Origin of the sequence: Bacillus sp. FSL W7-1034, assembly GCF_038593365.1 — a bacterium.
In the GTDB taxonomy this organism is placed as follows: Bacteria; Bacillota; Bacilli; order Bacillales; family Bacillaceae; genus Bacillus; species Bacillus altitudinis.
The window spans coordinates 685,666-707,494 of record NZ_CP151989.1; the positions used below are offsets into that span (position 1 = coordinate 685,666).

Genomic DNA, 21,829 nt, shown 5'->3' on the forward strand with positions numbered 1-21,829 from the left:
AAACTTGTCGAATTTGTTTACGATAAAGAAGCTTCGGCTTACGAAAGAACCTGATGGCATTTTCAGCGTAGAACCAAACCTGTCATGATTCGTTCAAAGCTCATTGCTGAGGTTGAAAAAAATGAGTCAGGAAAGATACCGCTTTCTCGGAAAAGTCAGTGCGGAGCGGTGTGCCAATAGTAAAGGAGAAGATGTATAAAGATGCAAATTGATAAATTAAGGGGCAAAAGCTTAGATCAGCTATTCAACTCCATCTTATCCCTTAAAGACCTGGAAGAATGTTATCGATTTTTTGATGATTTGTGCACCATCAATGAAATCCAATCTTTATCACAGCGTCTTGAAGTAGCGCGTATGCTTCGCGAGGGAAATACGTATCACAAAATTGAAACGGAAACAGGTGCAAGTACAGCCACTATCTCACGTGTCAAACGCTGCTTGAACTACGGAAATGATGCCTATACGATGGCACTTGACCGCGTAGCAGAGCAACAAGCAACGGACGAAACAAAATAAAGCAGCTTTCACTGCAGACATTCTTTATGATTTGTCGTTTTGAAGTTGAACAAATAGAGCCATTTCAGTTGAAATGGCTCTATTTGATATCATCAAGTTCTCCCATAAACCATCGTTCACCTTCATAGGACACTTCATCGTCATCAGTGATCACTTCCTTAAAACCGATGGTTCGCATATTTTGCGCAACAGATAAATCCCATTCTTTTTGAATATTTCTCTGATCAGAAAGGGGAAGCCATGTCTGATACTCATCTTGTCTGTTGAAGAAATCTTTCACATAAGAATCCCCTTTAAACACAATGATTTGTGAATGCCATAATCCAGGCAGATCGACTGCGACCACGACACGATATATGTCCCCGTCGTTTGGTTTCAAATCAATGAGATGCTCAGCTCTATTCAATAGAGTTTGAATGCATAGACGTTTGATCTTTTTCGGTGTTCTGTTGGAAGTCATAAAATCATAAGCCGCTGGTAGAGGCAGGTGCCAGTAGTCAGAAACATTCTCCGGAAACGACTGCGTATTTGCGTTCATTTCTTTTATGATCTGTTGAGTCTTTCGTTTCATACCGCGGACCTTTTTTTCACGCATACTCTTTCTCCTTATCAAAGATCTATTAAGTTCTTTATACGTGATTGAGCAAGAATGTCAACGAAAAAAGGTGCGGAAACGCACCTTTTTAAGCTAGACAGACTGCTCTGTGCCTGAGAACATAGGGACTTCACTTGTCTGGCCGTTTTCTTGTCTAAAAATAATATGTTTTTCGTTAAAATGAATAGGTGATTCGATTCCAGCTGCTGCGCATAAATTAAACAAACCTTCTCTAAGGGACAGGATATAATTGCAGACGCGGTATTTCTTTTCTTCAATGGATAAACCTTTTTGCAGCTTTGGATCAGTTGTTGCGACCCCGACTGGGCATTTATTCGTATGGCATACTTGCGCCCGAATACAGCCAACCGAGAACATCAAGCCCCGTGCGATATTCACAAAATCCGCTCCCATGGAAAGGGCAATGGCGATTTTATCAGGGGAGAGAAGTTTACCAGACGCAAACAGCTTGAGTTGATCTCGAACCCCATATTTCTTCAAAATTTGATGGACCATCGGCAGTGCGGTGAAAATGGGCAGGCCTGCGGAATCAGCCAGTTCATGAAAGGAAGCACCTGTGCCACCTTCTCCACCATCCACTGTAATGAAATCAGGATGTTTTCCGCTTTTTTTCATATAGAGAGCAAGCTCCTCGATATCTTCTTTATGTCCAACAACTAGCTTGATTCCAACTGGTTTTCCGCCGATGTTTCGCAGTTGTTCAATAAAATCAAGCATGTCAGGAATGGAGTGAAACATCTCGAACCGGTTCGGACTGTCAATGGATTGGTGCGGCGGCAGTTTACGGATTTGGGCAATTTCTTCTGTGACTTTTTCACCGTCAATGTGTCCCCCGCGTGTTTTTGCTCCTTGTGCTAGCTTGAGTTCAAAGGCTTTTACTTCATCATGTTCACTTTTTTTCTTAAACTCTTCAAACGAAAATGCGCCATCCTCTGTTCGAACCCCAAATAAACCAGGCCCAATCTGGCAAATGATATCGGCGCCCCCTTTGAGATGGTAAGGCGAAAGCCCGCCTTCACCTGTGTTCATCCACGTACCGCCAGCCATCTTTAATCCTGAGGATAATGCTGTAATGGCCCTGTCGCCTAAAGATCCGTAGCTCATGGCTGACTGACCAATCAGGCCTTTTACACGGAAAGGCTTTTGACATGTGTGCTCGCCTATCACTTGTACATCGTCTTGATGGAGATAGTAAGGTTTTGCTTCGACCTCTTTGGTATGTTCACTTCTTCTCAGTAAATTGTCTTGATCGATCTGATACACTTTTGTTTGGATTTTTTCAGATTGATCGATGCGTAACTCATCTCGCTGCTTTGGAAATAGGACGTTGCGAATATAGTAACCAGGCTTGTCAAAATCACGTTTTGATCCAAAGCCCATTGTCCGGCTTTTGTACTTCCCAGACATGACAGCTTGCTCGTATTCTCTTCTTGAGAAAGGAAGCTCCTCTCGATCATTTAGAAACAGATATTGACGAAGCTCAGGTCCTATTTTTTCAAAAATAAACCGTAGCTTTCCAATGACCGGATAATTTCGTAGGACAGAATGCTCTTCCTGTTTTTCATCTCGCATCCAAATCCAGATGAATAAAATGATTGGTATGATGAAAAAAATCACTAATAATGCGCCAATGACAATGAAAGTTGTTGTCACGAAAATCCCCTCTTTCTCTAACATTACTGTTGTTATTCCACTTTTCATTGAAAGAGAAACCACTTCAACAGATTGTGACGTTTAGAAATGAAAAGGCGGGGTAACTTACAAATAAGATTATAAGGGGAGGGAACATACATGAATAAGCGTCCGAATGCGTATGTACTTGCAGGATTAGGGGTTGGTGGTGCCGTGTTATTAGCAGTGAAAAATAAACAGCATCTCAAAAAATGGGCAAGCATGTTCCGATCAGATGAAAAGGTTCCTGAAAAAGCTGGTCACCCTGATCCGTTAGATATTCAAGACAACAAGATGGTTGATGAAGGGGCCATGACATCTGTTCATTATTTTAATGAAGTGAGACAATAGTTTAGAAAAACCGTTTTGACCATTCAAAACGGTTTTTTCTTGTCTTTTTTTTGATGTGATATCGAAGAGGATCGACAATCGTAAAACCGATCAATCCTTCGTGATCAGGCGTCGAGAAAAGAAATTCAATGCCCGATAAATGATAGGTTGAGAGAACTTCTTGATCCGTAAAACGTAACGAAAGCTCGTCCTCATAAACGGGTGTGTGCTTCAACACCTTGGCTTCTTCTGCAAATAACTCCAGCCCAGCCACTCGGCCCTCTTTGTCGATGTCTACGTTCACACATTCATTCACGTCTAATTCAATGGTTTCTTTGATTGTCCCGATTCGAGGCGGGATGAGATAGATGTATCCGATGTCGATCGTTTGATCATATGTGATGGTTCTTTTCAAATCATTCACCTGCTTGGTCGATAGTAAAATGTTCCTTTCATGTATAATATCATGTGATGAGATGAAGTAGCTCTCATTTCAGTTCAGCACGCATCTATTGATCTCCTTCAGCTCCTCTTGAAGTGGAGCTTTTCATATAGTCTCCATTCACCTCGCCTAAAGTGAAAATCGACTATTTTCAAAAGAATGAAACTTTTAGCTGAAGGAGGTTACCCATTTTTTGCGGTGTCTGATTTTGTTATAATATTTAAATGGAATGAAACGAATGGAGGAACGTTTTTCATGTATGATGTTACCGAGTGGAAGCATGTCTTTAAACTCGATCCAAATAAAGAGATTTCCGATGAACAACTTGAAGCGATTTGTGAATCCGGTACGGATGCCATTTTAATTGGCGGCAGTGACAATGTGACAGAAGACAACGTGCTGCAACTGATGTCAAAGGTGCGCCGCTTTCTTGTGCCATGTGTCCTGGAAATCTCGACACATGAGATGATTGTGCCTGGCTTTGACCTGTATTTTATCCCCACTGTGTTAAACAGCGCTCATCCTGATTGGATTGTTGGTCTGCATAAGGATGCGATGAAGGAATACGGTGATTTGATGTCAATGGAAGAGATTGTGCCGGAAGGATATGTCATCTTAAACGAAGAGTGTAAAGCGGCTAAGCTGACAGAGGCAAATACGTCACTGGATATAGATGACGTAAGGGCATATGCGAGAGTGGCAGAGCACTTGATGAAACTGCCCATCTTTTACTTAGAATACAGCGGGACGCTTGGAGACATAGAGCTTGTGAAAGAAACCAAAGCAGTGCTACATGAAACGGTTCTATTTTATGGCGGCGGTATTGAAAGCGAAGAGCAAGCGAAAGACTTTGCACAGCACGCAGACGTTGTCGTAGTGGGAAACGTCATTTATGACAATTTTAAAGAAGCGTTAAAGACAGTCGACGCAGTGAAAAAGTCATCATAGTCAAACAAGACGAAACGGGTTAAAATAGAACATAAGTTCGAATTGGCGGTGAATGAAATGAATGAAATATCGAATCATCTATTAGAAGGGCTGAATGACGCGCAGAAAGAAGCGGTCAAAGCAACAGACGGGCCGCTGCTACTGATGGCAGGAGCAGGTAGTGGAAAAACACGAGTGCTCACGCATCGAATTGCGTATTTAATGGCAGAAAAGCATGTGGCACCGTGGAATATTTTAGCGATTACCTTTACAAATAAAGCAGCAAGAGAAATGCGTGAGCGTGTACAAGCCATTTTAGGGCCTGGTGCGGATGACATTTGGATCTCTACGTTCCACAGCATGTGTGTGCGCATTTTACGCCGCGATATTGACCGTATTGGTGTGAATCGCAACTTTTCTATATTAGACACATCTGATCAGCTTTCAGTCATTAAAAACATTTTAAAAGAACGAAATATCGATCCTAAAAAGTTTGATCCACGTAGCATTTTAGGTTCAATCAGTAGTGCAAAAAACGAACTCATTGACGCAGAGGAATACGCAAAAACAGCCGGTGACTTTTACGATCAAGTCGTCAGCGACGTCTACACAGATTATCAAAAACGATTACTCAAAAACCAATCACTCGATTTTGATGATCTTATTATGATGACGATTCGTCTGTTTGAGCGGATCCCTGAAGTATTAGAACACTATCAGCGAAAATTCCAATACATTCATGTCGATGAGTATCAGGATACAAACAGAGCGCAGTACATGCTTGTGAAATTGCTTGCTCAGCGTTTTCAAAATATATGTGTGGTCGGTGACTCGGATCAGTCCATCTACCGCTGGCGTGGAGCGGATATTACAAACATTCTTTCCTTTGAAAAAGATTATCCGTCCAGTGAAGTGATTTTGCTTGAGCAAAATTACAGATCGACTAAACGTATTCTGAATGCCGCAAACACAGTCATTCAAAACAATTCAAACCGTAAGCCAAAAAACCTTTGGACAGAAAATGATGAAGGAGCGAAGATTGCCTATTACCGTGCAGATAATGAATTCGGTGAAGGACAATTTGTTGCTGGAAAGATTCATCAGCTGCATCAGAGCGGCAAGCGTAAATTATCCGATTTTGCGATTCTTTATCGGACCAATGCGCAGTCTCGTGTCATAGAGGAAACATTATTGAAGTCAAACATTCAATACAACATTGTCGGCGGCACGAAGTTCTATGATAGAAAAGAGATCAAGGACATTTTGGCGTACTTACGCCTAGTAGCTAACCCAGATGATGACATTAGCTTTGCACGAATTGTGAACGTACCAAAGCGCGGAATCGGTGCAACTTCTGTTGATAAGATTGCGGCATATGCGGAGATGAATGACCTGTCTATGTTTGAAGCACTTGCTCAGGTAGATTTCATTGGACTCAGTGCAAGAGCAGCCAATGCACTTGATGAGTTCAAACAGCTCATTGATCAAATGACAAATATGCAGGATTATTTATCTGTCACAGAATTAACGGAAGAGATCCTAGAGAAAACAGGTTACCGTGAAGCGCTGAAGATTGAAAAAACGATTGAAGCACAAAGCCGTTTAGAAAATATTGACGAGTTTCTATCGGTCACCAAAAACTTTGAAGAACAAAATGAAGATAAATCACTTGTCACCTTTCTGACAGACCTCGCCCTCGTCGCAGACATTGATAAGCTGGATGAGGCTGAGGAAGAAGATCAGGATGCGGTCATTTTAATGACGCTTCACGCAGCAAAAGGACTTGAATTCCCTGTTGTGTTCTTAATGGGAATGGAAGAAGGTGTCTTCCCGCACAGCCGTTCATTAATGGAAGATGCCGAGATGGAAGAAGAGCGCCGTCTTGCTTATGTAGGGATCACACGGGCCGAAGAAGAGCTTTATTTATCAAGTGCGAAGATGAGAACACTATTCGGCCGGACGAACATGAATCTGGAATCACGATTTATCAGAGAAATACCAGCTGATTTATTGGACAACCTAAATGAGAAAAAAGAAACGAAAACACCATTTGGCCAAACGAGAGAAAGACCGCAAAGACGAGGGCCTGTCTCACGTCCCCAAACGCAAACCATTCAAAACACAGGCGGCGGCAGCATTGGTTGGGCTGTCGGTGATAAAGCCGCTCATAAAAAATGGGGTGTTGGCACGGTTGTGAGTGTAAAAGGTAGTGGGGATAGTACAGAGCTTGATATTGCCTTCCCAAGCCCTACAGGCATTAAGCGTCTCCTTGCCGCATTTGCGCCAATCGAAAAGCAATAAACTGATAGGACTGACAAAACGGATGAAGTGAAAGGAAGAAGCAGATGGATAAAGAAGCAGCGAAACGCCGGATCGAGGAACTACACCAGATTTTGAATCAATACAACTACGAATATCACACACTGGATCGTCCAAGTGTTCCTGACGCTGAATATGATGCGCGGATGCGTGAGCTGATCTCTCTGGAGGAAGAATACCCTGATTTAAAAGCAGCGGATTCACCCTCGCAAAGAGTAGGAGGTGCTGTTTTAGACGCCTTCCAAAAAGTACGTCACGGTACACCGATGCTTAGTCTCGGCAATGCGTTTCATGAACAGGACCTTCTTGATTTTGACCGCCGGGTTCGTCAAGCAGTCGGTGACGACGTCGCTTACAATGTCGAGCTGAAAATTGACGGACTCGCTGTTTCTCTCCGTTATGAAAATGGCGTGTTTGTCCGGGGTGCCACGCGGGGTGATGGGACAACAGGTGAGGATATTACCGAGAACCTCAAAACCATTCGTTCCATCCCGCTCAAAATCAATCGGCCTCTGTCGATTGAAGTGAGAGGCGAGGCATTTATGCCAAAACCTTCTTTTGAAGCCCTTAACGAAAAAAGATTACAAAACGAAGAAGAGCCGTTTGCGAACCCGCGTAATGCGGCTGCTGGCTCACTTCGTCAGCTTGATACGAAAATTGCAGCGAAACGAAACCTTGATATCTTCGTCTACAGTATAGCGGAGCTTGATGAAATTGGTGTTGAAACGCAAAGCGCAGGACTTGATCTTCTCGATGAGCTTGGCTTTAAAACGAACAAAGAAAGACGGATGTGCCAAACCATTGAAGAAGTGATCGACCTCATTGAAACACTGAAAACAAAGCGTGCTGATTTCTCATACGAAATCGATGGCATTGTCATTAAAGTCAATTCATTGGCTCAGCAAGAAGAACTAGGCTTCACAGCAAAAAGTCCACGCTGGGCTGTTGCGTACAAATTTCCGGCCGAAGAAGTCGTGACGAAGCTGATTGATATTGAACTAAGTGTGGGGCGTACTGGCGTCATCACCCCAACAGCGATTCTTGAGCCTGTAAAAGTGGCAGGAACGACAGTGCAGCGTGCTTCTCTTCATAATGAAGATTTGATCAAAGAGAAGGATATCCGCCTTTTTGATCAAGTGATTGTCAAAAAAGCGGGCGATATTATCCCAGAGGTTGCAGGGGTCCTTGTTGATCAGCGAACAGGAGAAGAAAAGCCGTTTCACATGCCGACTGAATGTCCAGAGTGTCATAGTGAGCTGGTCAGAATTGAAGGAGAAGTGGCGCTGCGGTGCATCAATCCACAATGCCCCGCTCAAATACGTGAAGGACTCATTCACTTTGTGTCTCGTAATGCGATGAATATTGATGGGCTAGGCGAGCGAGTCATTACACAACTTTTCAAAGAACAGCTTGTCTCTCGTGTATCAGACCTTTACCGTTTAACAAAAGAAGAGTTGATTCAGCTAGAACGAATGGGCGAAAAATCAGTCGATAATTTACTGCGTTCGATCGAGCAATCGAAAGAAAACTCTCTTGAACGTTTATTATTTGGACTTGGTATTCGATTTATTGGTTCTAAAGCAGCGAAGACGTTGGCCATGCACTTTGAGGATATCGATCAGTTAAAACAAGCAACGAAAGAACAATTACTTGAAGTAGATGAAATTGGTGAAAAAATGGCCGATGCAGTCGTCACGTACTTTGAGAAAGAAGAAATACTAGTTTTGCTAAATGAACTAAAAGAACTTGGGGTCAATATGACCTACACAGGGCCAAAACCAGTGAAAGTAGAAGAAAGTGATTCCTACTTTGCAGGAAAAACGATTGTGCTGACGGGGAAATTAGAAGAAATGTCGCGAAATGATGCAAAGGCAGCGATCGAAGCATTAGGCGGCAAGTTAGCCGGTAGCGTAAGTAAAAAAACAGACTTAGTCATTGCCGGCGAAGCAGCTGGAAGTAAGCTGACAAAGGCAGAAGAACTCAATATTGAAATTTGGGACGAAGCCAAAATGCTCGAGGAGCTAAAGAAATAAGAGGAGTGTTTTCTATTGAAAAAGTTGCTATTGCTGCTGACAATGCTCACACTGGTATTGTCAGCGTGTGCACCTTTTGGGGGAAAGGATGAGGAAGAGGTCACACAAAAAACGGATGAAACGAAAGAAACAGCGATCATCCCAATGTACAACATCTCTGATTCCTATTACAAAATGGTGCTGCCGTTTAAACAAGGAGCGGCAAGAGGACTAACAGCAGAGCGTCTCAATACACGCTTAGACATTGATGAATTTGAAACAGGGCTCATGCGCCTGGCAACAGAATCATTCAATACAAACGACTATTTGTTCCAAGAAGGACAGCATTTAGATGAAGATACTGTTCTCAGCTGGCTTGCCCGCAAAAAAACAGGCAGTGATCTGAAAAAAGCTGAAAAAGAAGACAAAGACTTTAAGAACTTAGGCTTAAACCCTGCTCTTCCAAACTCAGGTTCAACAAAGTCAAAAAATGAAAATAGTCCAATCTACTTAGCTTCCATGCTAGAACATAATTACTTAATCAGAAAAGATAAAAATAGCTTACAGCTTGGCGGGGTTGTCATCGGTCTTGCGCTTAACTCTGTCTATTATTATCGCGAAAATATCGGGGATCCTCAGCAAGAGGTGACCATCGATTCATCGAAAAATTCAAAGAAACTTTTAGCAGAGGGCGAAAAAATTGCGGAACAAGTCATTAAACGACTTCGTCAAATGGACGGACTGCAAAAAGTCCCAGTCATGATTGCTCTTTATAAACAAGCACCAAAATCATCTATTGTTCCAGGAAACTTCATCGCTAAAACCGATGTAAAAGCAGGATCAGCTGATATTGGCAGTTGGGATACGATTAAAGAAGAGAATGTCTTCTTCCCTTCAGATAATGCCAAGAGCAGCTACAAAGATGATTCAGAGCGATTTGACCGCTTTAAGACAAAGGTAGAAGACTACTTCCCGAATTACACAGGTGTGGTAGGCAAAGGTTTCTATAAAAACGGGAACTTGCAAAAAATGAAAGTAGAAATTCCAATGCAATTCTACGGAAAAACAGAAGTCGTGGCATTCACGCAATACTTAACAGGTGAAGTCATGGATTACTATAAGAGCACCAATATAGAAATCAACATCACCTCTTCTGATCAGCAAGAAGCCCTCATCACAAAAAATGCTGAAGACAAAGAACCAACGGTCCATATATATGACTAAATAAAAACTGCCTTTTGGCGGTTTTTAGCGTGTAGACAAACCCTCGCATTCTTTGTCAGTCCTGCGTGCTGGTGCTCACGAATGTGAAATTCGCTTCGCGCCAGTACTCGTCCTTCCTAGGGCTGCAAAGGTTTTCTATTACGCTGAAAAGAAGACAAAGGGCTAAAATCAAGTTCATTTTCGCCCTTTGTCAACCATCTGAAAACCGCCTTTTGGCGGTTTTTTATTTCTAATTAGAGGAATTTTTCAACTTTTGTCAAAGTATGTGAAGAAACCAAAAGGAAAGGCAGGTATGTTGATGCTCGTATAAATGCTGATTACCGTCATGTATAAGTAAAAAGACGATAAAAGGAGAATCAGCATGCATAAAGAAGTAAAAGCACGATACGATGAACAAATGGTCTTAAAGAAAGCGGCTCTACTCTATCATTTTCAGCCAGAACAGGTCACATTTCTAGCCGATGCAGAAAATTATGTGTATGAATATACGGATGAAAAAGGGTCAAGTTATATATTGAAAATTACCCATACCATTCGCCGCTCCCGCACATATATTTTAGGAGAAATGGACTGGATTCGGTATTTATTTCAACATGGAATCTCAGTAGCTAAACCGGTTTTATCCACAAGAGGAAAAGATGTTGAAGCGATTCCCGATCAAGCAGGAGGCGCTTTTTTGCTGAGAGTGTACGAAAAGGCGCCCGGCAGAAAAGTGACCGAAGCAGATTGGAATGGACAGTTGTTTCAAGCGTTAGGAGCCTATACTGGGCGTATGCATCAAACGACTAAACAATATCAAGTGAAAGATCCTCGCTATAAGCGTCAAGAGTGGTATGAGGAGGAGCAATTAAAGCTTGAAACGTATATTCCTTCTGATCAAACGGTTGTGTTGCAGAGAAAAGATGAACTGATGCAAAAGCTTCACCAGATCCGAATATCCAAGGATGTCTATGGACTGGTGCATGCGGATTTACATCACGGGAACTTCCATTATCATCAGGGAGAAATCATTGCATTTGATTTTGATGATTGTGGGTATCACTGGTTTATCAATGATATAAGCATTTTGCTATACAACGTTCTTTGGTATCCGGTGATTCCGTATGAGGATAAAGCTGAATTTACGGGTGAATTTATGAGCCATTTTCTCAAAGGCTATCGACAGGAGAATGAGCTTGATGACGCATGGCTGGCGACAATACCAGATTTCCTTATGCTGCGTCATATGCTTATTTATGGGCTTTTACATCAAGCATTTGATCTCCGAACACTAAGCGCTGAAGAAAGTGCCATGCTGGCGCGTTTTCGAAAGGAGATTGAGGACAAAACCCCAATTACGCCTTTTGACTTTCATCAGCTAACAACATAAATAGAAAGCCCCTTGCTGTTTCACATAGCAAGGGGCTTTTTATCCTAAACCGTATCACACTTCACACCAACAACGCCTTCTAAATCTTTAATATCAAAGTACACATCGGTTGTATAGCGGTCTTTATGTACGCGAACACGTACTTCCATGATCGGATAGTCCTTTTCCTTTAAATCATCAATACGTACAGAATGAATACGAATATTGAGTGCTTTCATTTCTTTTAAAATCTCTGTCATACGGTTTCGATCAGAAAGTGACATTCTGATGCGGATTTCTTTTTCCTGTAAGCGAATGGGTCCAATCCGCTGGAAGAGCCAAGGTAAAAATTCCACACTGACAAGAATAAAGAAAAGACTAAGGAAGGCTTCTTTATAAAAACCTGCACCTGTTGCAACCCCAAGTCCTGCTGCTCCCCAAATCATCGCAGATGTCGTAAGACCTGAGATGACGTCATTGCTTTTGCGAAGAATCACACCTGCTCCAATAAAACCAACACCAGATATAATTTGCGCCGGTAACCTGAGTGGGTCCATTTGAAGCTTAGAGACTCGAGGGAAATTGTAGGCTGCATCAATGCTGATGATGGTTAATACGCAGGAGCTGACAGCAATGACAATACACGTTTTCAGCCCAAGCGGCTTTTTCTTAAGTTCGCGTTCAAGACCGATGATCAAACCGATTAAGGTGGCAACGGCTAATTTTAAGACCGTATCCCATTCAATTGTCCAAAACATGCGTATCGCTCCTTTCACTTCATGTACGTTTCACATCATGTATATGATCTTCTCACAGCCCATATGGCTGCACAACTTCTATTTTATTCAGAAACGGGAGAAAGAAAAGCATTTTATTTAAAAATAAAGAGAGTCATCCGCATAATGCAGATGACTCCTCATGTCTGGTTATTTTGTTTCTTCTTCGAGATGGTCTTCCATTTTGCTAAATAGCTTTTTAGAAGCTTTAGACGGTTTATTTGTTAAGAGGCTGACAATAATAGCAGTCAAACCACTTAAAATAAATCCAGGAACCATTTCGTACAATCCAGTCGTGTTGTTTAAGCCTGTTGAAATCCAAACGAGAACGACAACAGCCCCAACAATCATTCCGGCTAAAGCGCCATGATGATTCATTCGTTTCCAGTATAGACATAACAAGATGACTGGACCGAATGAAGATCCAAACCCAGCCCAAGCATAACCGACAAGGTCAAGAATGGTATCACTTGGGTTTAGAGAGAGACAAATGGCAACAATCGCTACGACTAGTACAGAGATACGTCCAATCATCACAAGTTCTTTGTCAGAGGCTTTTCTTCTAAAGAATGTACGGTATAAATCCTCTGTCATCGCACTTGCAGTGACAAGTAGCTGAGAAGAAATTGAACTCATAATTGCAGCTAAAATGGCAGAAAGTAAAAATCCAGTAATATATGGATGGAATAACACTTTAGAAAACACAATAAAGATGGTTTCTGGGTCTGCCAAAGTGGTGCTTGTTTCATGAACATACGCCACGCCGACTAAACCGACAGATAGTGAACCAATGACAGACACAATCATCCAGCTCATACCGATACGACGTGCTGGCTTTAAATCTTTTACAGTCGTAATCGCCATAAAGCGAACAATAATGTGCGGCTGTCCAAAGTAACCGAGTCCCCAAGCGAGGAAGGAAATAATGCCAATGACGCTCGTTCCTCTAAAAATATCAAGCAATTTAGGGTCAATCTGTTGAATATCATTGAATGTGGCAACAGGTCCACCTAATTGAGTAAAGGCAACGATCGGCACGAGCACTAATGCTAAAAACATAATAGCTCCTTGAACAAAATCAGTTAAACTAACTGCCAAAAAGCCGCCGAATAGTGTGTACAAAATCACGATACTAGAAGTTAAGATTAAACCAAACATATAATGAGCACCAAACGCTGATTCAAATAAGCGTCCGCCTGATACCATACCTGATGAGGTGTAAAGCGTAAAGAAAATCATAATGATGACAGCTGAGACAGCTTTCAATAAAGTAGATGAGTCTTTAAACCGTTTGTCAAAAAAGTCTGGAATGGTAATCGCATCATCAGCAACTTCTGTATACGATCTCAATCGTGGCGCTAGGAATAGATAGTTTAAGTAAGCCCCACTAATTAAACCAACAGCAAGCCATCCAGATGAAAGACCAGTTGTATACATAGCGCCTGGAAGCCCCATCAGCATCCACCCACTCATATCAGCTGCACCAGCAGATAGAGCCGTTACATAAGGACCTAACCCGCGTCCGCCTAACATATAATCATTCAAGTCATTTGTTTTTCTGAATGCATACCAGCCAATAGCAAGCATTCCAATAAAATAAATAGATAGAGAAATTACAATCTCAATACTCATGTTTCCATATCACCTTTTTCGTATTAATTTGACATCACCTCAATCAAAATATACAAAGAACAGCCTATTGAACTGTCTGCTCACTGCTATGGTTACTTAACCTATCAGAGTATTCCCAAGTGATCAACCTTCTTAAACATCTTTATCTTTAAGAAAAAATGCACGGATCGGTGATAAGCGTCTATATGTATGCGTTTACAAAAATAAACTAAAGTAAAAATTTTCTGAAAAATAAAAAGGTACTTCGATGAATATTTTAGACACTGGCTGCACCACAATGACATATTAGGGGATAAAGCCTTTCTGGGCGACCTCGTAAAGTTGCTTTAGAACAGTAAAATTTGATATGATAAAGTGTATATGACTTATGATCATGACCACGAACACGTATCATTTTTGGAGGTGAACCTGCATGTCAAGAATTTCAATAGAAGAAGTAAAGCATGTTGCGCATTTGGCACGGCTTGCGATTACAGAAGAAGAAGCTGAGATGTTTACAGAACAGCTTGATAGCATCATTTCATTTGCAGAGCAGTTAAACGAGGTAGATACGGAAAACGTTGAACCAACAACACACGTATTAAAAATGAAAAACGTCATGAGAGAAGATGTTCCGAATAAAGGTCTTTCCATTGAGGCAGTCATCAAAAACGCGCCTGATCATAAAGACGGCTATATTCGTGTGCCATCAATTTTGGACTAAAGGAGGCCTGAGGCATGTCACTGTTTGACCACAAAATTTCTGAATTAAAAGAGCTTTTACATAAAAAGGAACTGTCTGTTTCTGATTTAGTGGACGAGTCTTATAAACGAATCCATGAAGTAGACGGGAAAGTACAAGCATTCCTAGCGCTGGACGAAGAGAAAGCACGTGCGTACGCAAAAGAATTGGACGAGGCCGTTGGTGAAAAGGACGAGCTTGGTCTATTGTTCGGTATGCCGATCGGTGTCAAAGATAACATCGTGACGAAAGATTTACGTACAACGGCATCAAGTAAAATCTTGCAAAATTTCGATCCTATTTACGATGCAACCGTTGTGAACCGCTTAAGAGAAGCGGAAGCTGTCACAATCGGTAAATTAAACATGGACGAATTTGCGATGGGATCTTCTACGGAGAACTCAGGCTTCAAAGCAACGAAAAACCCGTGGAATTTAAATACAGTTCCAGGTGGGTCAAGTGGTGGCTCAGCAGCATCTGTTGCAGCTGGAGAAGTACCATTCTCTCTTGGATCAGATACAGGCGGCTCCATTCGCCAGCCGGCATCATTCTGTGGTGTTGTTGGTCTTAAACCAACGTATGGCCGTGTATCTAGATACGGTTTAATCGCATTTGCTTCATCATTAGATCAAATTGGGCCGATTACGCGTAATGTTGAGGACAACGCATATGTTCTTCAAGCGATTTCTGGTGTTGATCAAATGGACGCAACGAGTGCAAATGTCGATGTCCCAGATTTCCTTTCTTCATTAACTGGCGACATCAAAGGCTTGAAAATCGCTGTGCCAAAAGAATATCTTGGCGAAGGTGTTGGCGAAGAAGCAAAAGAGTCTGTTCTTCAAGCGTTGAAAGTATTAGAAGGACTTGGTGCGACATGGGAAGAAGTGTCTCTGCCGCATTCTAAATATGCGCTTGCGACGTACTACTTACTGTCATCTTCAGAAGCATCTGCAAACCTTGCGCGTTTTGACGGTATTCGCTATGGCTACCGTACAGACAATGCAGACAACCTGATTGATTTATATAAAAATACCCGTTCTGAAGGCTTTGGAGACGAAGTGAAACGCCGCATCATGCTTGGCACATTCGCTCTAAGCTCAGGATATTACGATGCATACTATAAAAAGGCACAAAAAGTCCGTACGCTGATCAAAAAAGACTTTGAAGATGTTTTCGAAAAGTATGATGTCATTGTAGGACCAACAACACCAACTCCGGCATTTAACATTGGTGAAAAGACAAGCGATCCACTCACAATGTATGCAAACGATATTTTAACGATCCCTGTTAACCTTGCAGGCGTTCCAGGAATCAGTGTGCCTTGTGGATTTGCAAATGGTCTTCCATTAGGACTACAAATCATTGGTAAACACTTTGATGAAGGAACCGTTTACCGCGTGGCACACGCTTTCGAACAAGCAACAGATCATCATAAAGCAAAACCTGAACTGTAAGGGGTGAATCAGAATGAACTTTGAAACGGTAATTGGACTTGAAGTCCACGTAGAGCTCAAAACACAATCAAAAATTTTCTCAAGCTCACCGACGCCTTTTGGTGCGGCTGCCAATACGCAAACAAGTGTCATCGATCTTGGTTATCCTGGCGTACTGCCTGTGCTGAACAAAGAAGCGGTGAACTTTGCGATGAAAGCAGCAATGGCACTGAACTGTGAGATTGCAACTGATACAAAATTTGACCGTAAAAACTATTTCTATCCTGATAACCCAAAGGCGTATCAAATTTCTCAATTTGATAAACCGATCGGTGAAAACGGCTGGATTGAAATTGAAGTAGACGGCAAAACAAAACGAATTGGTATTACACGTCTTCATTTGGAAGAGGATGCAGGAAAACTGACGCACACAGGCGACGGTTATTCACTCGTCGATTTCAACCGTCAAGGAACACCACTTGTTGAAATCGTATCTGAGCCTGACATTCGTACGCCAGAAGAAGCGTATGCTTACTTAGAAAAATTAAAATCCATTATTCAATATACAGGCGTCTCTGACTGTAAGATGGAAGAAGGCTCACTGCGCTGTGATGCCAACATTTCTCTTCGTCCGATCGGCCGTGAAGAGTTTGGAACGAAAACAGAGCTGAAGAACTTAAACTCATTTGCTTTCGTCCAAAAAGGTCTTGAGTTCGAAGAAAAACGCCAAGAGCAAGTATTGCTTTCTGGCGGCTTGATCGAACAAGAAACTCGCCGCTATGACGAAGCGTCTAAAAAGACGATCCTCATGCGTGTCAAAGAAGGTTCTGATGATTACCGCTACTTCCCAGAACCAGATTTAGTGGAGCTGTATATTGATGACGAGTGGAAAGAACGCGTAAGAGCATCCATTCCAGAGCTTCCAGACGAGCGCCGCAAACGCTACATTGATGAACTTGGACTTCCTGCATATGACGCAATGGTACTGACGCTGACAAAAGAAATGTCTGATTTCTTTGAAGCGACCATTTCAGAAGGTGCTGAAGCGAAGCAAGCATCAAACTGGCTCATGGGTGAAGTATCTGCCTACTTGAACTCGGCTCAAAAAGAGCTGGAAGATACGAAGCTAACGCCGCAAGGACTGGCTGGTATGATCAAGCTTATCGAAAAAGGAACGATTTCTTCTAAGATTGCCAAAAAGGTATTCAAAGAACTTATCGAAAATGGGGGCGACGCAGAAACAATCGTCAAAGAAAAAGGACTTGTCCAAATTTCTGACGAAGGTGCACTGCTCAAACTTGTCACAGAAGCACTTGATAACAACCCGCAATCCATTGAAGACTTCAAAAATGGAAAAGACCGCGCAATTGGTTTCTTAGTCGGACAAATCATGAAAGCATCGAAGGGCCAAGCAAACCCGCCGATGGTCAACAAGATTCTTCTCGAAGAAATCAAAAAACGATAAATTGCAAAAACCGCCTCATGGAAGAGGCGGTTTTTTTGTTGATGGATATGACAGGGTCTTATCACAGATTCAGACCACCGCCGTATATCAATTCATTGGTTCTTTTTTTATAATGAAGCATAAGCTTTAGCACATATTCGAAGGGGATAAAGGTGAACTAAAGTGAACATCGCCACGTATTGTCATTGGAGGAATAGCTTCAATTGTTCCACAGCTCTTTGGACAGCGGAGTCCTCACACGTTTCTAAATTTGTCAGCATCCCTTGAATGACCGGCTTGCGAGGCTCAGCTTTGGCCAATTCTTCTTCAATAACTTCAATGGATACAAGGGTATCATCCGAAAGCAGATGCTCAGATTTTAACAATCGAAGCTCTTCTTGAAGAGTAGCGGCATTTGGCGCTTCATCATCCCAAATGTTTTGCTTCAGAATCGGCTTCGCATGAGAACGGAGAAGCCCATGCACCAAATCATCAAATCGGTCGAGAATAAAGGATGAGAGCTCATCACATGATAATTGCATCTGATCTTGCAAAAGCAGTACCTGCACATAAGATTGGATAATTCCTTGAATCATGACTGACAGGTCAGTTATATATGGTTCGATCTCCTGTCCATACGTGGTCAAAATAGAAATTTGGATTTCATCATTCATCTGTTTTTTAACCGTTTTGGAATACTTTTTAATTTGCTGGTTTTCCGGAATAATGTTCTCGCTGAGGATCAAAATGATAAAATCCTTGTTCTCAGCAAAGTGCTGGAACTGTTCAGCGATTTGTTTCTGAAAGATATCTCTAGGCGCAAGATGTTGATTTTCTTTTCGAATCTTTTCAATACTTTGCATAGACGTGTCGATATAATATTCAAACGCTCTGTTGAAAAGCTGTTCTTTTGATTTGAAATGCAAATAAAATGCACCTTTAGAAATTCCGCATTCATCTGCAATTTCCTGAATGGTCGTAGAAGAAAAACCTTTTTTCGCAAACAACTGAATGCTTGCTTTAATGATCTTTTCTTTTTTTTCGTTCATGAAATAAGGCCCCTTCAGCTTTAGAATGTTACGTCAAACGCAAGTGAAATGGTTGACGGCATTGTATATCACCGTTTATTATGATATAGAATGACCAGTCAGTCAATACATAAAGGAAAATGGAGGACATAATGAATTCGATCATCAATTTTGTATTAAAGAACAAGTTCGCTGTATGGCTCATGACGATTATCGTAACAGTTGCTGGTCTATATGCCGGATTGAATATGAAACAAGAATCAATCCCAAATATCAACACTCCAGTCATTACGGTTTCTACAACGTATCCTGGCGCAACGCCGGACGAAGTATCAGATAAGGTGACAGATCCAATTGAGAAGTCGATACAAAATCTCAATGGGGTGAATGTGGTCACTTCTAATTCTTTTGAAAATGCCTCATCGATTCAAATCGAGTACGATTACAATAAAGATATGGATGAAGCAAAGAAGGAAATTGAAGATGCCATTAGCAATATCAATTTCCCAGAAAATGCAGAAAAACCAAAAATCGCACGTTTTAGCATCAATGCGATTCCAATCTTAGCTCTTAGTGTCTCTGGTGATAAAGAATCATTACAAGACCTGACACAAAAAGTGGAAAATGACCTTATTCCTTCTCTTCAAGGCTTAGATGGTGTCTCTTCTGTCGAAGCTTCTGGACAACAAATCAAAGAAGTAGAATTTTCTTTTAAACAAAAGAAATTAAAGGAATATGGTTTAGATGAAGAAACTGTCCAAAACATGATTAAAGGCTCTGATGTCAATGTACCTTTAGGGTTATACACATTTGGCAACAAGCAAAAATCAGTCGTAGTGGATGGCAATATTTTAAGTGTTAAAGATTTGAAAAACATGCGAATTCCTGTTACACCAAGTGCAAGCGGCGGTGCGGGAAGCGCAGGAGCTGGAGCGCCTTCTAGCGGCTCAGGAAATGCAGGAGCTCAAGGTGCTGATCAACAGGCTGGAAGTGCAAGTCAGCAGCAGGCAGCAGCTCAGCAGCAAACTGGTGCAGGTGCAGCAAGCGGTCAATCGGTAGAGCTGCCGACGATCAAACTTTCTGAGATTGCAGATATTAAAGTCGTGAAAGATGCAGAATCGATTTCTAGAACGAACGGAAAAGACAGTATCGGTCTGCAAATTGTCAAAGGCTCTGATGCCAACACAGTGAGTGTAGCAGAAGCAGTCACAAAAGAACTTGAAACATTCAAAAAAGACAATAAAGGAATCAAAGTCAGCACGACATATGATCAAGCAGAGCCGATTAAAGAATCTGTCAGCACAATGCTGAACAAGGCGATCATCGGAGCAATCTTTGCGATCATTATCATCATGTTGTTCCTTCGAGATATCAAATCAACATTAATTTCGGTCATCTCTATTCCGTTATCCCTGTTGATTGCTGTTTTATTATTAAATCAGCTAGATATCACATTAAATATCATGACACTTGGTGCCATGACAGTCGCCATTGGACGTGTTGTCGATGACTCGATTGTCGTCATAGAAAACATCTATCGACGAATGGCGTTAAAAGATGAACCGTTAAAAGGCAAAGCACTCGTTAGAGAAGCAACAAAAGAAATGTTTATTCCGATTATGTCTTCGACGATTGTCACAATTGCGGTATTCTTGCCATTAGCGCTAGTGGGTGGAATGATTGGTGAACTATTCATCCCATTTGCATTAACCATTGTGTTTGCTCTAATGGCTTCATTACTTGTCGCCATTACAATCGTTCCAATGATGGCTCACAGCCTATTTAAAAAGAACCTGTACGGCAAAGCGAAAAAGGTAAAAGAACACAAACCAAGCAAACTTGCTGGTGGTTATAGACGTGTACTCAATTGGACATTGAACCATAAATGGATCACGTCAGGAATTGCGATTTTGATGCTGGTCGGAAGCTTATTCCTCGCACCACTTGTCGGTGTTAGCTTCTTACCACAGGAAGCAGAAAAAACGGCAATGGTGACATACACGCCAGAGCCTGGACAAACGAGAGAACAAGCCATTGCTGAAACGAAAAAGGCAGAAGATTACTTAATGAAACGGGATCATGTCAATACGGTTCAATATTCATTAGGCTCTTCAAATGCACTGACAGCAAGTGTTGGTGGAAACTCTAACGGTGCATTATTCTTCGTACAATACGACGATGACACACCGAACTTTGATAAAGAAAAAGATCGTGTGGTTAAAGCCCTTCAAGACAAAACGTCTAAAGGGGAATGGAAATCACAAGACTTCTCATCTGCTGGCGCAAGCAATACAGTGACGTACTATGTGTACGGTGACAAAGCAAGTGATATTGAAGGCACAGTCAAAGATGTCGAGAACATTTTAAAAGATGAGAAGAACTTGAAAAACGTCAGCACAAGCTTATCTGAGAAGTATGACGAATATACGTTTAATGCAGATCAAGAAAAACTGGCGAAACTAGGCTTGACCGCTTCACAAATCGCACAGGCGATCGCTCCTCAAAGTAATGAAACAACGTTGACGAAAGTAACAGAGGACGGCAAAGAACTAGATGTGAAGCTTCAAACGGAAAAAGATGAATACAAGAGTAAAAAAGATCTAGAGAATAAAAAGATCACAACACCAACAGGACAACAAGTCCGAATTGGCGATGTGGTGAAAGTGAAAGATGGCACAACAGCAAACACTGTGACAAAGCGTGATGGGAAGATTTACGCTGAAGTATCTGGTGACATGACAACAGACGACGTATCAAGTGTGACACAAGATGTCCAGAAGAAAGTTGACAAGCTTGATTTAAAATCTGGCGTTACGATTGATACAGGTGGTGTAAGTGCGGATATTGAGGAATCCTTTACACAGCTAGGACTCGCAATGCTTGCAGCGATTGCTATTGTATACCTCGTTCTCGTCATTACATTTGGCGGAGGTCTTGCACCATTTGCGATTCTGTTCTCACTTCCATTTACGATTATTGGTGCACTCGTTGGATTGTTTGTAGCGAAAGAAACCATCAGCTTAAATGCCATGATTGGATTGCTGATGCTGATCGGAATCGTTGTAACAAATGCCATTGTCTTGATTGACCGAGTGATTCATAAAGAAAAAGAAGGACTTTCAACAAGAGAAGCCTTACTTGAAGCAGGTACAACAAGATTACGTCCAATCTTAATGACGGCACTTGCGACAATTGGTGCATTGCTGCCACTCGCATTAGGTTTTGAAGGCGGAAGTCAGATCGTATCAAAAGGACTTGGCGTCACCGTTATTGGCGGTTTAACAAGTTCTACACTTCTCACATTGGTCATCGTGCCAATCGTGTATGAAATCTTAAGCAAGTTTAGACGTAAGAAAAAGTACGCTGAAGAAGAGTAAGAGGAAGCCCCGC

At 41.7% G+C, this 21,829-nt stretch carries 17 protein-coding genes; 11 read left to right on the top strand and 6 right to left on the bottom strand.

The features are described from left to right. Window positions 1-201: 201 nt before the first annotated feature. Window positions 202-516 carry a YerC/YecD family TrpR-related protein gene (locus NST73_RS03420; RefSeq protein WP_007496879.1) on the top strand — a complete coding sequence of 105 codons (315 nt, stop codon included), beginning with the start codon at window positions 202-204 and terminating at the stop codon, window positions 514-516. Window positions 517-595: 79 nt separating this feature from the next. Here NST73_RS03420 and NST73_RS03425 read toward each other — a convergent pair whose 3' ends face one another. Together NST73_RS03425 and NST73_RS03430 are read right to left on the bottom strand one after the other, a co-directional pair. Continuing rightward, on the bottom strand, window positions 596-1,111 hold the full coding sequence (locus NST73_RS03425; RefSeq protein WP_045034428.1) for a DUF3916 domain-containing protein: 516 nt from the start codon (window positions 1,109-1,111) through the stop codon (window positions 596-598). A 93-nt stretch (window positions 1,112-1,204) separates the two neighbouring features. Beyond that, a complete protein-coding gene (locus NST73_RS03430; protein WP_024719408.1) occupies window positions 1,205-2,785 on the bottom strand; it encodes an FMN-binding glutamate synthase family protein in 1,581 nt (526 codons plus the stop codon). A gap of 138 nt (window positions 2,786-2,923) precedes the next feature. On the opposite strand from NST73_RS03430, the gene NST73_RS03435 reads away from it, so the two are divergent. Then, window positions 2,924-3,154, top strand: a complete 231-nt coding sequence (locus NST73_RS03435) for a hypothetical protein (RefSeq protein ID WP_017366762.1) — start codon at window positions 2,924-2,926, stop codon at window positions 3,152-3,154. Window position 3,155: 1 nt separating this feature from the next. On the opposite strand, the gene NST73_RS03440 is transcribed toward NST73_RS03435, so the two are convergent. Then, the gene (locus NST73_RS03440) at window positions 3,156-3,557 is read right to left on the bottom strand and encodes a DUF2283 domain-containing protein (RefSeq protein ID WP_234833540.1); all 402 of its coding nucleotides are present in this window, start codon (window positions 3,555-3,557) and stop codon (window positions 3,156-3,158) included. Window positions 3,558-3,830: 273 nt separating this feature from the next. Between NST73_RS03440 and NST73_RS03445 the strand changes: the two genes are divergently transcribed. The 5 genes from NST73_RS03445 (at window position 3,831) to NST73_RS03465 (ending at window position 11,426) form a co-directional block, all read left to right on the top strand. Next, on the top strand, window positions 3,831-4,523 hold the full coding sequence (locus tag NST73_RS03445) for a heptaprenylglyceryl phosphate synthase (RefSeq protein WP_046344937.1): 693 nt from the start codon (window positions 3,831-3,833) through the stop codon (window positions 4,521-4,523). Between the two features lie 57 nt (window positions 4,524-4,580). After that, complete coding sequence (gene pcrA, locus NST73_RS03450; RefSeq protein ID WP_047946451.1) at window positions 4,581-6,803, top strand: DNA helicase PcrA; 2,223 nt, start codon at window positions 4,581-4,583, stop codon at window positions 6,801-6,803. A 44-nt stretch (window positions 6,804-6,847) separates the two neighbouring features. Beyond that, a complete protein-coding gene (gene ligA, locus NST73_RS03455) occupies window positions 6,848-8,854 on the top strand; it encodes an NAD-dependent DNA ligase LigA (RefSeq protein ID WP_047946452.1) in 2,007 nt (668 codons plus the stop codon). A gap of 42 nt (window positions 8,855-8,896) precedes the next feature. Then, window positions 8,897-10,057: a CamS family sex pheromone protein gene (locus NST73_RS03460; protein WP_223255677.1), complete on the top strand. Its 1,161-nt coding sequence runs from the start codon at window positions 8,897-8,899 to the stop codon at window positions 10,055-10,057. A 361-nt stretch (window positions 10,058-10,418) separates the two neighbouring features. Further along, the gene (locus tag NST73_RS03465) at window positions 10,419-11,426 is read left to right on the top strand and encodes a phosphotransferase (protein WP_342467853.1); all 1,008 of its coding nucleotides are present in this window, start codon (window positions 10,419-10,421) and stop codon (window positions 11,424-11,426) included. A 44-nt stretch (window positions 11,427-11,470) separates the two neighbouring features. Here the strand turns inward: NST73_RS03465 and NST73_RS03470 are convergent, their stop codons facing one another. Both NST73_RS03470 and putP read right to left on the bottom strand, forming a co-directional pair. After that, window positions 11,471-12,169, bottom strand: a complete 699-nt coding sequence (locus NST73_RS03470) for an MgtC/SapB family protein (RefSeq protein ID WP_169476135.1) — start codon at window positions 12,167-12,169, stop codon at window positions 11,471-11,473. A 162-nt stretch (window positions 12,170-12,331) separates the two neighbouring features. Continuing rightward, window positions 12,332-13,813 (bottom strand): sodium/proline symporter PutP, encoded by a 1,482-nt coding sequence (gene putP / locus NST73_RS03475; protein ID WP_061418249.1) that lies wholly within the window; start codon window positions 13,811-13,813, stop codon window positions 12,332-12,334. A gap of 412 nt (window positions 13,814-14,225) precedes the next feature. Here putP and gatC point away from each other — a divergent pair, with 412 nt between their 5' ends. From gatC to gatB, 3 genes are read left to right on the top strand one after another with little or no spacing between them, the layout of a single operon-like run. After that, window positions 14,226-14,516, top strand: a complete 291-nt coding sequence (gene gatC, locus NST73_RS03480; protein WP_003213898.1) for an Asp-tRNA(Asn)/Glu-tRNA(Gln) amidotransferase subunit GatC — start codon at window positions 14,226-14,228, stop codon at window positions 14,514-14,516. 14 nt (window positions 14,517-14,530) lie between these two features. Beyond that, on the top strand, window positions 14,531-15,988 hold the full coding sequence (gatA, locus tag NST73_RS03485; protein WP_007496857.1) for an Asp-tRNA(Asn)/Glu-tRNA(Gln) amidotransferase subunit GatA: 1,458 nt from the start codon (window positions 14,531-14,533) through the stop codon (window positions 15,986-15,988). Window positions 15,989-16,001: 13 nt separating this feature from the next. Beyond that, window positions 16,002-17,432, top strand: coding sequence for an Asp-tRNA(Asn)/Glu-tRNA(Gln) amidotransferase subunit GatB (gatB, locus tag NST73_RS03490; protein WP_007496855.1), 1,431 nt, complete (start codon window positions 16,002-16,004; stop codon window positions 17,430-17,432). A 182-nt stretch (window positions 17,433-17,614) separates the two neighbouring features. Here gatB and NST73_RS03495 read toward each other — a convergent pair whose 3' ends face one another. After that, a complete protein-coding gene (locus tag NST73_RS03495) occupies window positions 17,615-18,460 on the bottom strand; it encodes a TetR/AcrR family transcriptional regulator (RefSeq protein WP_039168537.1) in 846 nt (281 codons plus the stop codon). Between the two features lie 131 nt (window positions 18,461-18,591). On the opposite strand from NST73_RS03495, the gene NST73_RS03500 reads away from it, so the two are divergent. Beyond that, window positions 18,592-21,816: an efflux RND transporter permease subunit gene (locus NST73_RS03500; protein ID WP_327872507.1), complete on the top strand. Its 3,225-nt coding sequence runs from the start codon at window positions 18,592-18,594 to the stop codon at window positions 21,814-21,816. Window positions 21,817-21,829 lie beyond the last annotated feature (13 nt).

Coding starts and splice junctions, on each gene's coding strand:
- NST73_RS03420 (WP_007496879.1), top strand. CDS start 202: ATGCAAATTGATAAATTAAGGGGCAAAAGCTTAGATCAGCTATTCAAC.
- NST73_RS03425 (WP_045034428.1), bottom strand. CDS start 1,111: ATGCGTGAAAAAAAGGTCCGCGGTATGAAACGAAAGACTCAACAGATC.
- NST73_RS03435 (WP_017366762.1), top strand. CDS start 2,924: ATGAATAAGCGTCCGAATGCGTATGTACTTGCAGGATTAGGGGTTGGT.
- NST73_RS03445 (WP_046344937.1), top strand. CDS start 3,831: ATGTATGATGTTACCGAGTGGAAGCATGTCTTTAAACTCGATCCAAAT.
- pcrA (WP_047946451.1), top strand. CDS start 4,581: ATGAATGAAATATCGAATCATCTATTAGAAGGGCTGAATGACGCGCAG.
- ligA (WP_047946452.1), top strand. CDS start 6,848: ATGGATAAAGAAGCAGCGAAACGCCGGATCGAGGAACTACACCAGATT.
- NST73_RS03460 (WP_223255677.1), top strand. CDS start 8,897: ATGCTCACACTGGTATTGTCAGCGTGTGCACCTTTTGGGGGAAAGGAT.
- NST73_RS03465 (WP_342467853.1), top strand. CDS start 10,419: ATGCATAAAGAAGTAAAAGCACGATACGATGAACAAATGGTCTTAAAG.
- putP (WP_061418249.1), bottom strand. CDS start 13,813: ATGAGTATTGAGATTGTAATTTCTCTATCTATTTATTTTATTGGAATG.
- gatC (WP_003213898.1), top strand. CDS start 14,226: ATGTCAAGAATTTCAATAGAAGAAGTAAAGCATGTTGCGCATTTGGCA.
- gatA (WP_007496857.1), top strand. CDS start 14,531: ATGTCACTGTTTGACCACAAAATTTCTGAATTAAAAGAGCTTTTACAT.
- gatB (WP_007496855.1), top strand. CDS start 16,002: ATGAACTTTGAAACGGTAATTGGACTTGAAGTCCACGTAGAGCTCAAA.
- NST73_RS03495 (WP_039168537.1), bottom strand. CDS start 18,460: ATGAACGAAAAAAAAGAAAAGATCATTAAAGCAAGCATTCAGTTGTTT.
- NST73_RS03500 (WP_327872507.1), top strand. CDS start 18,592: ATGAATTCGATCATCAATTTTGTATTAAAGAACAAGTTCGCTGTATGG.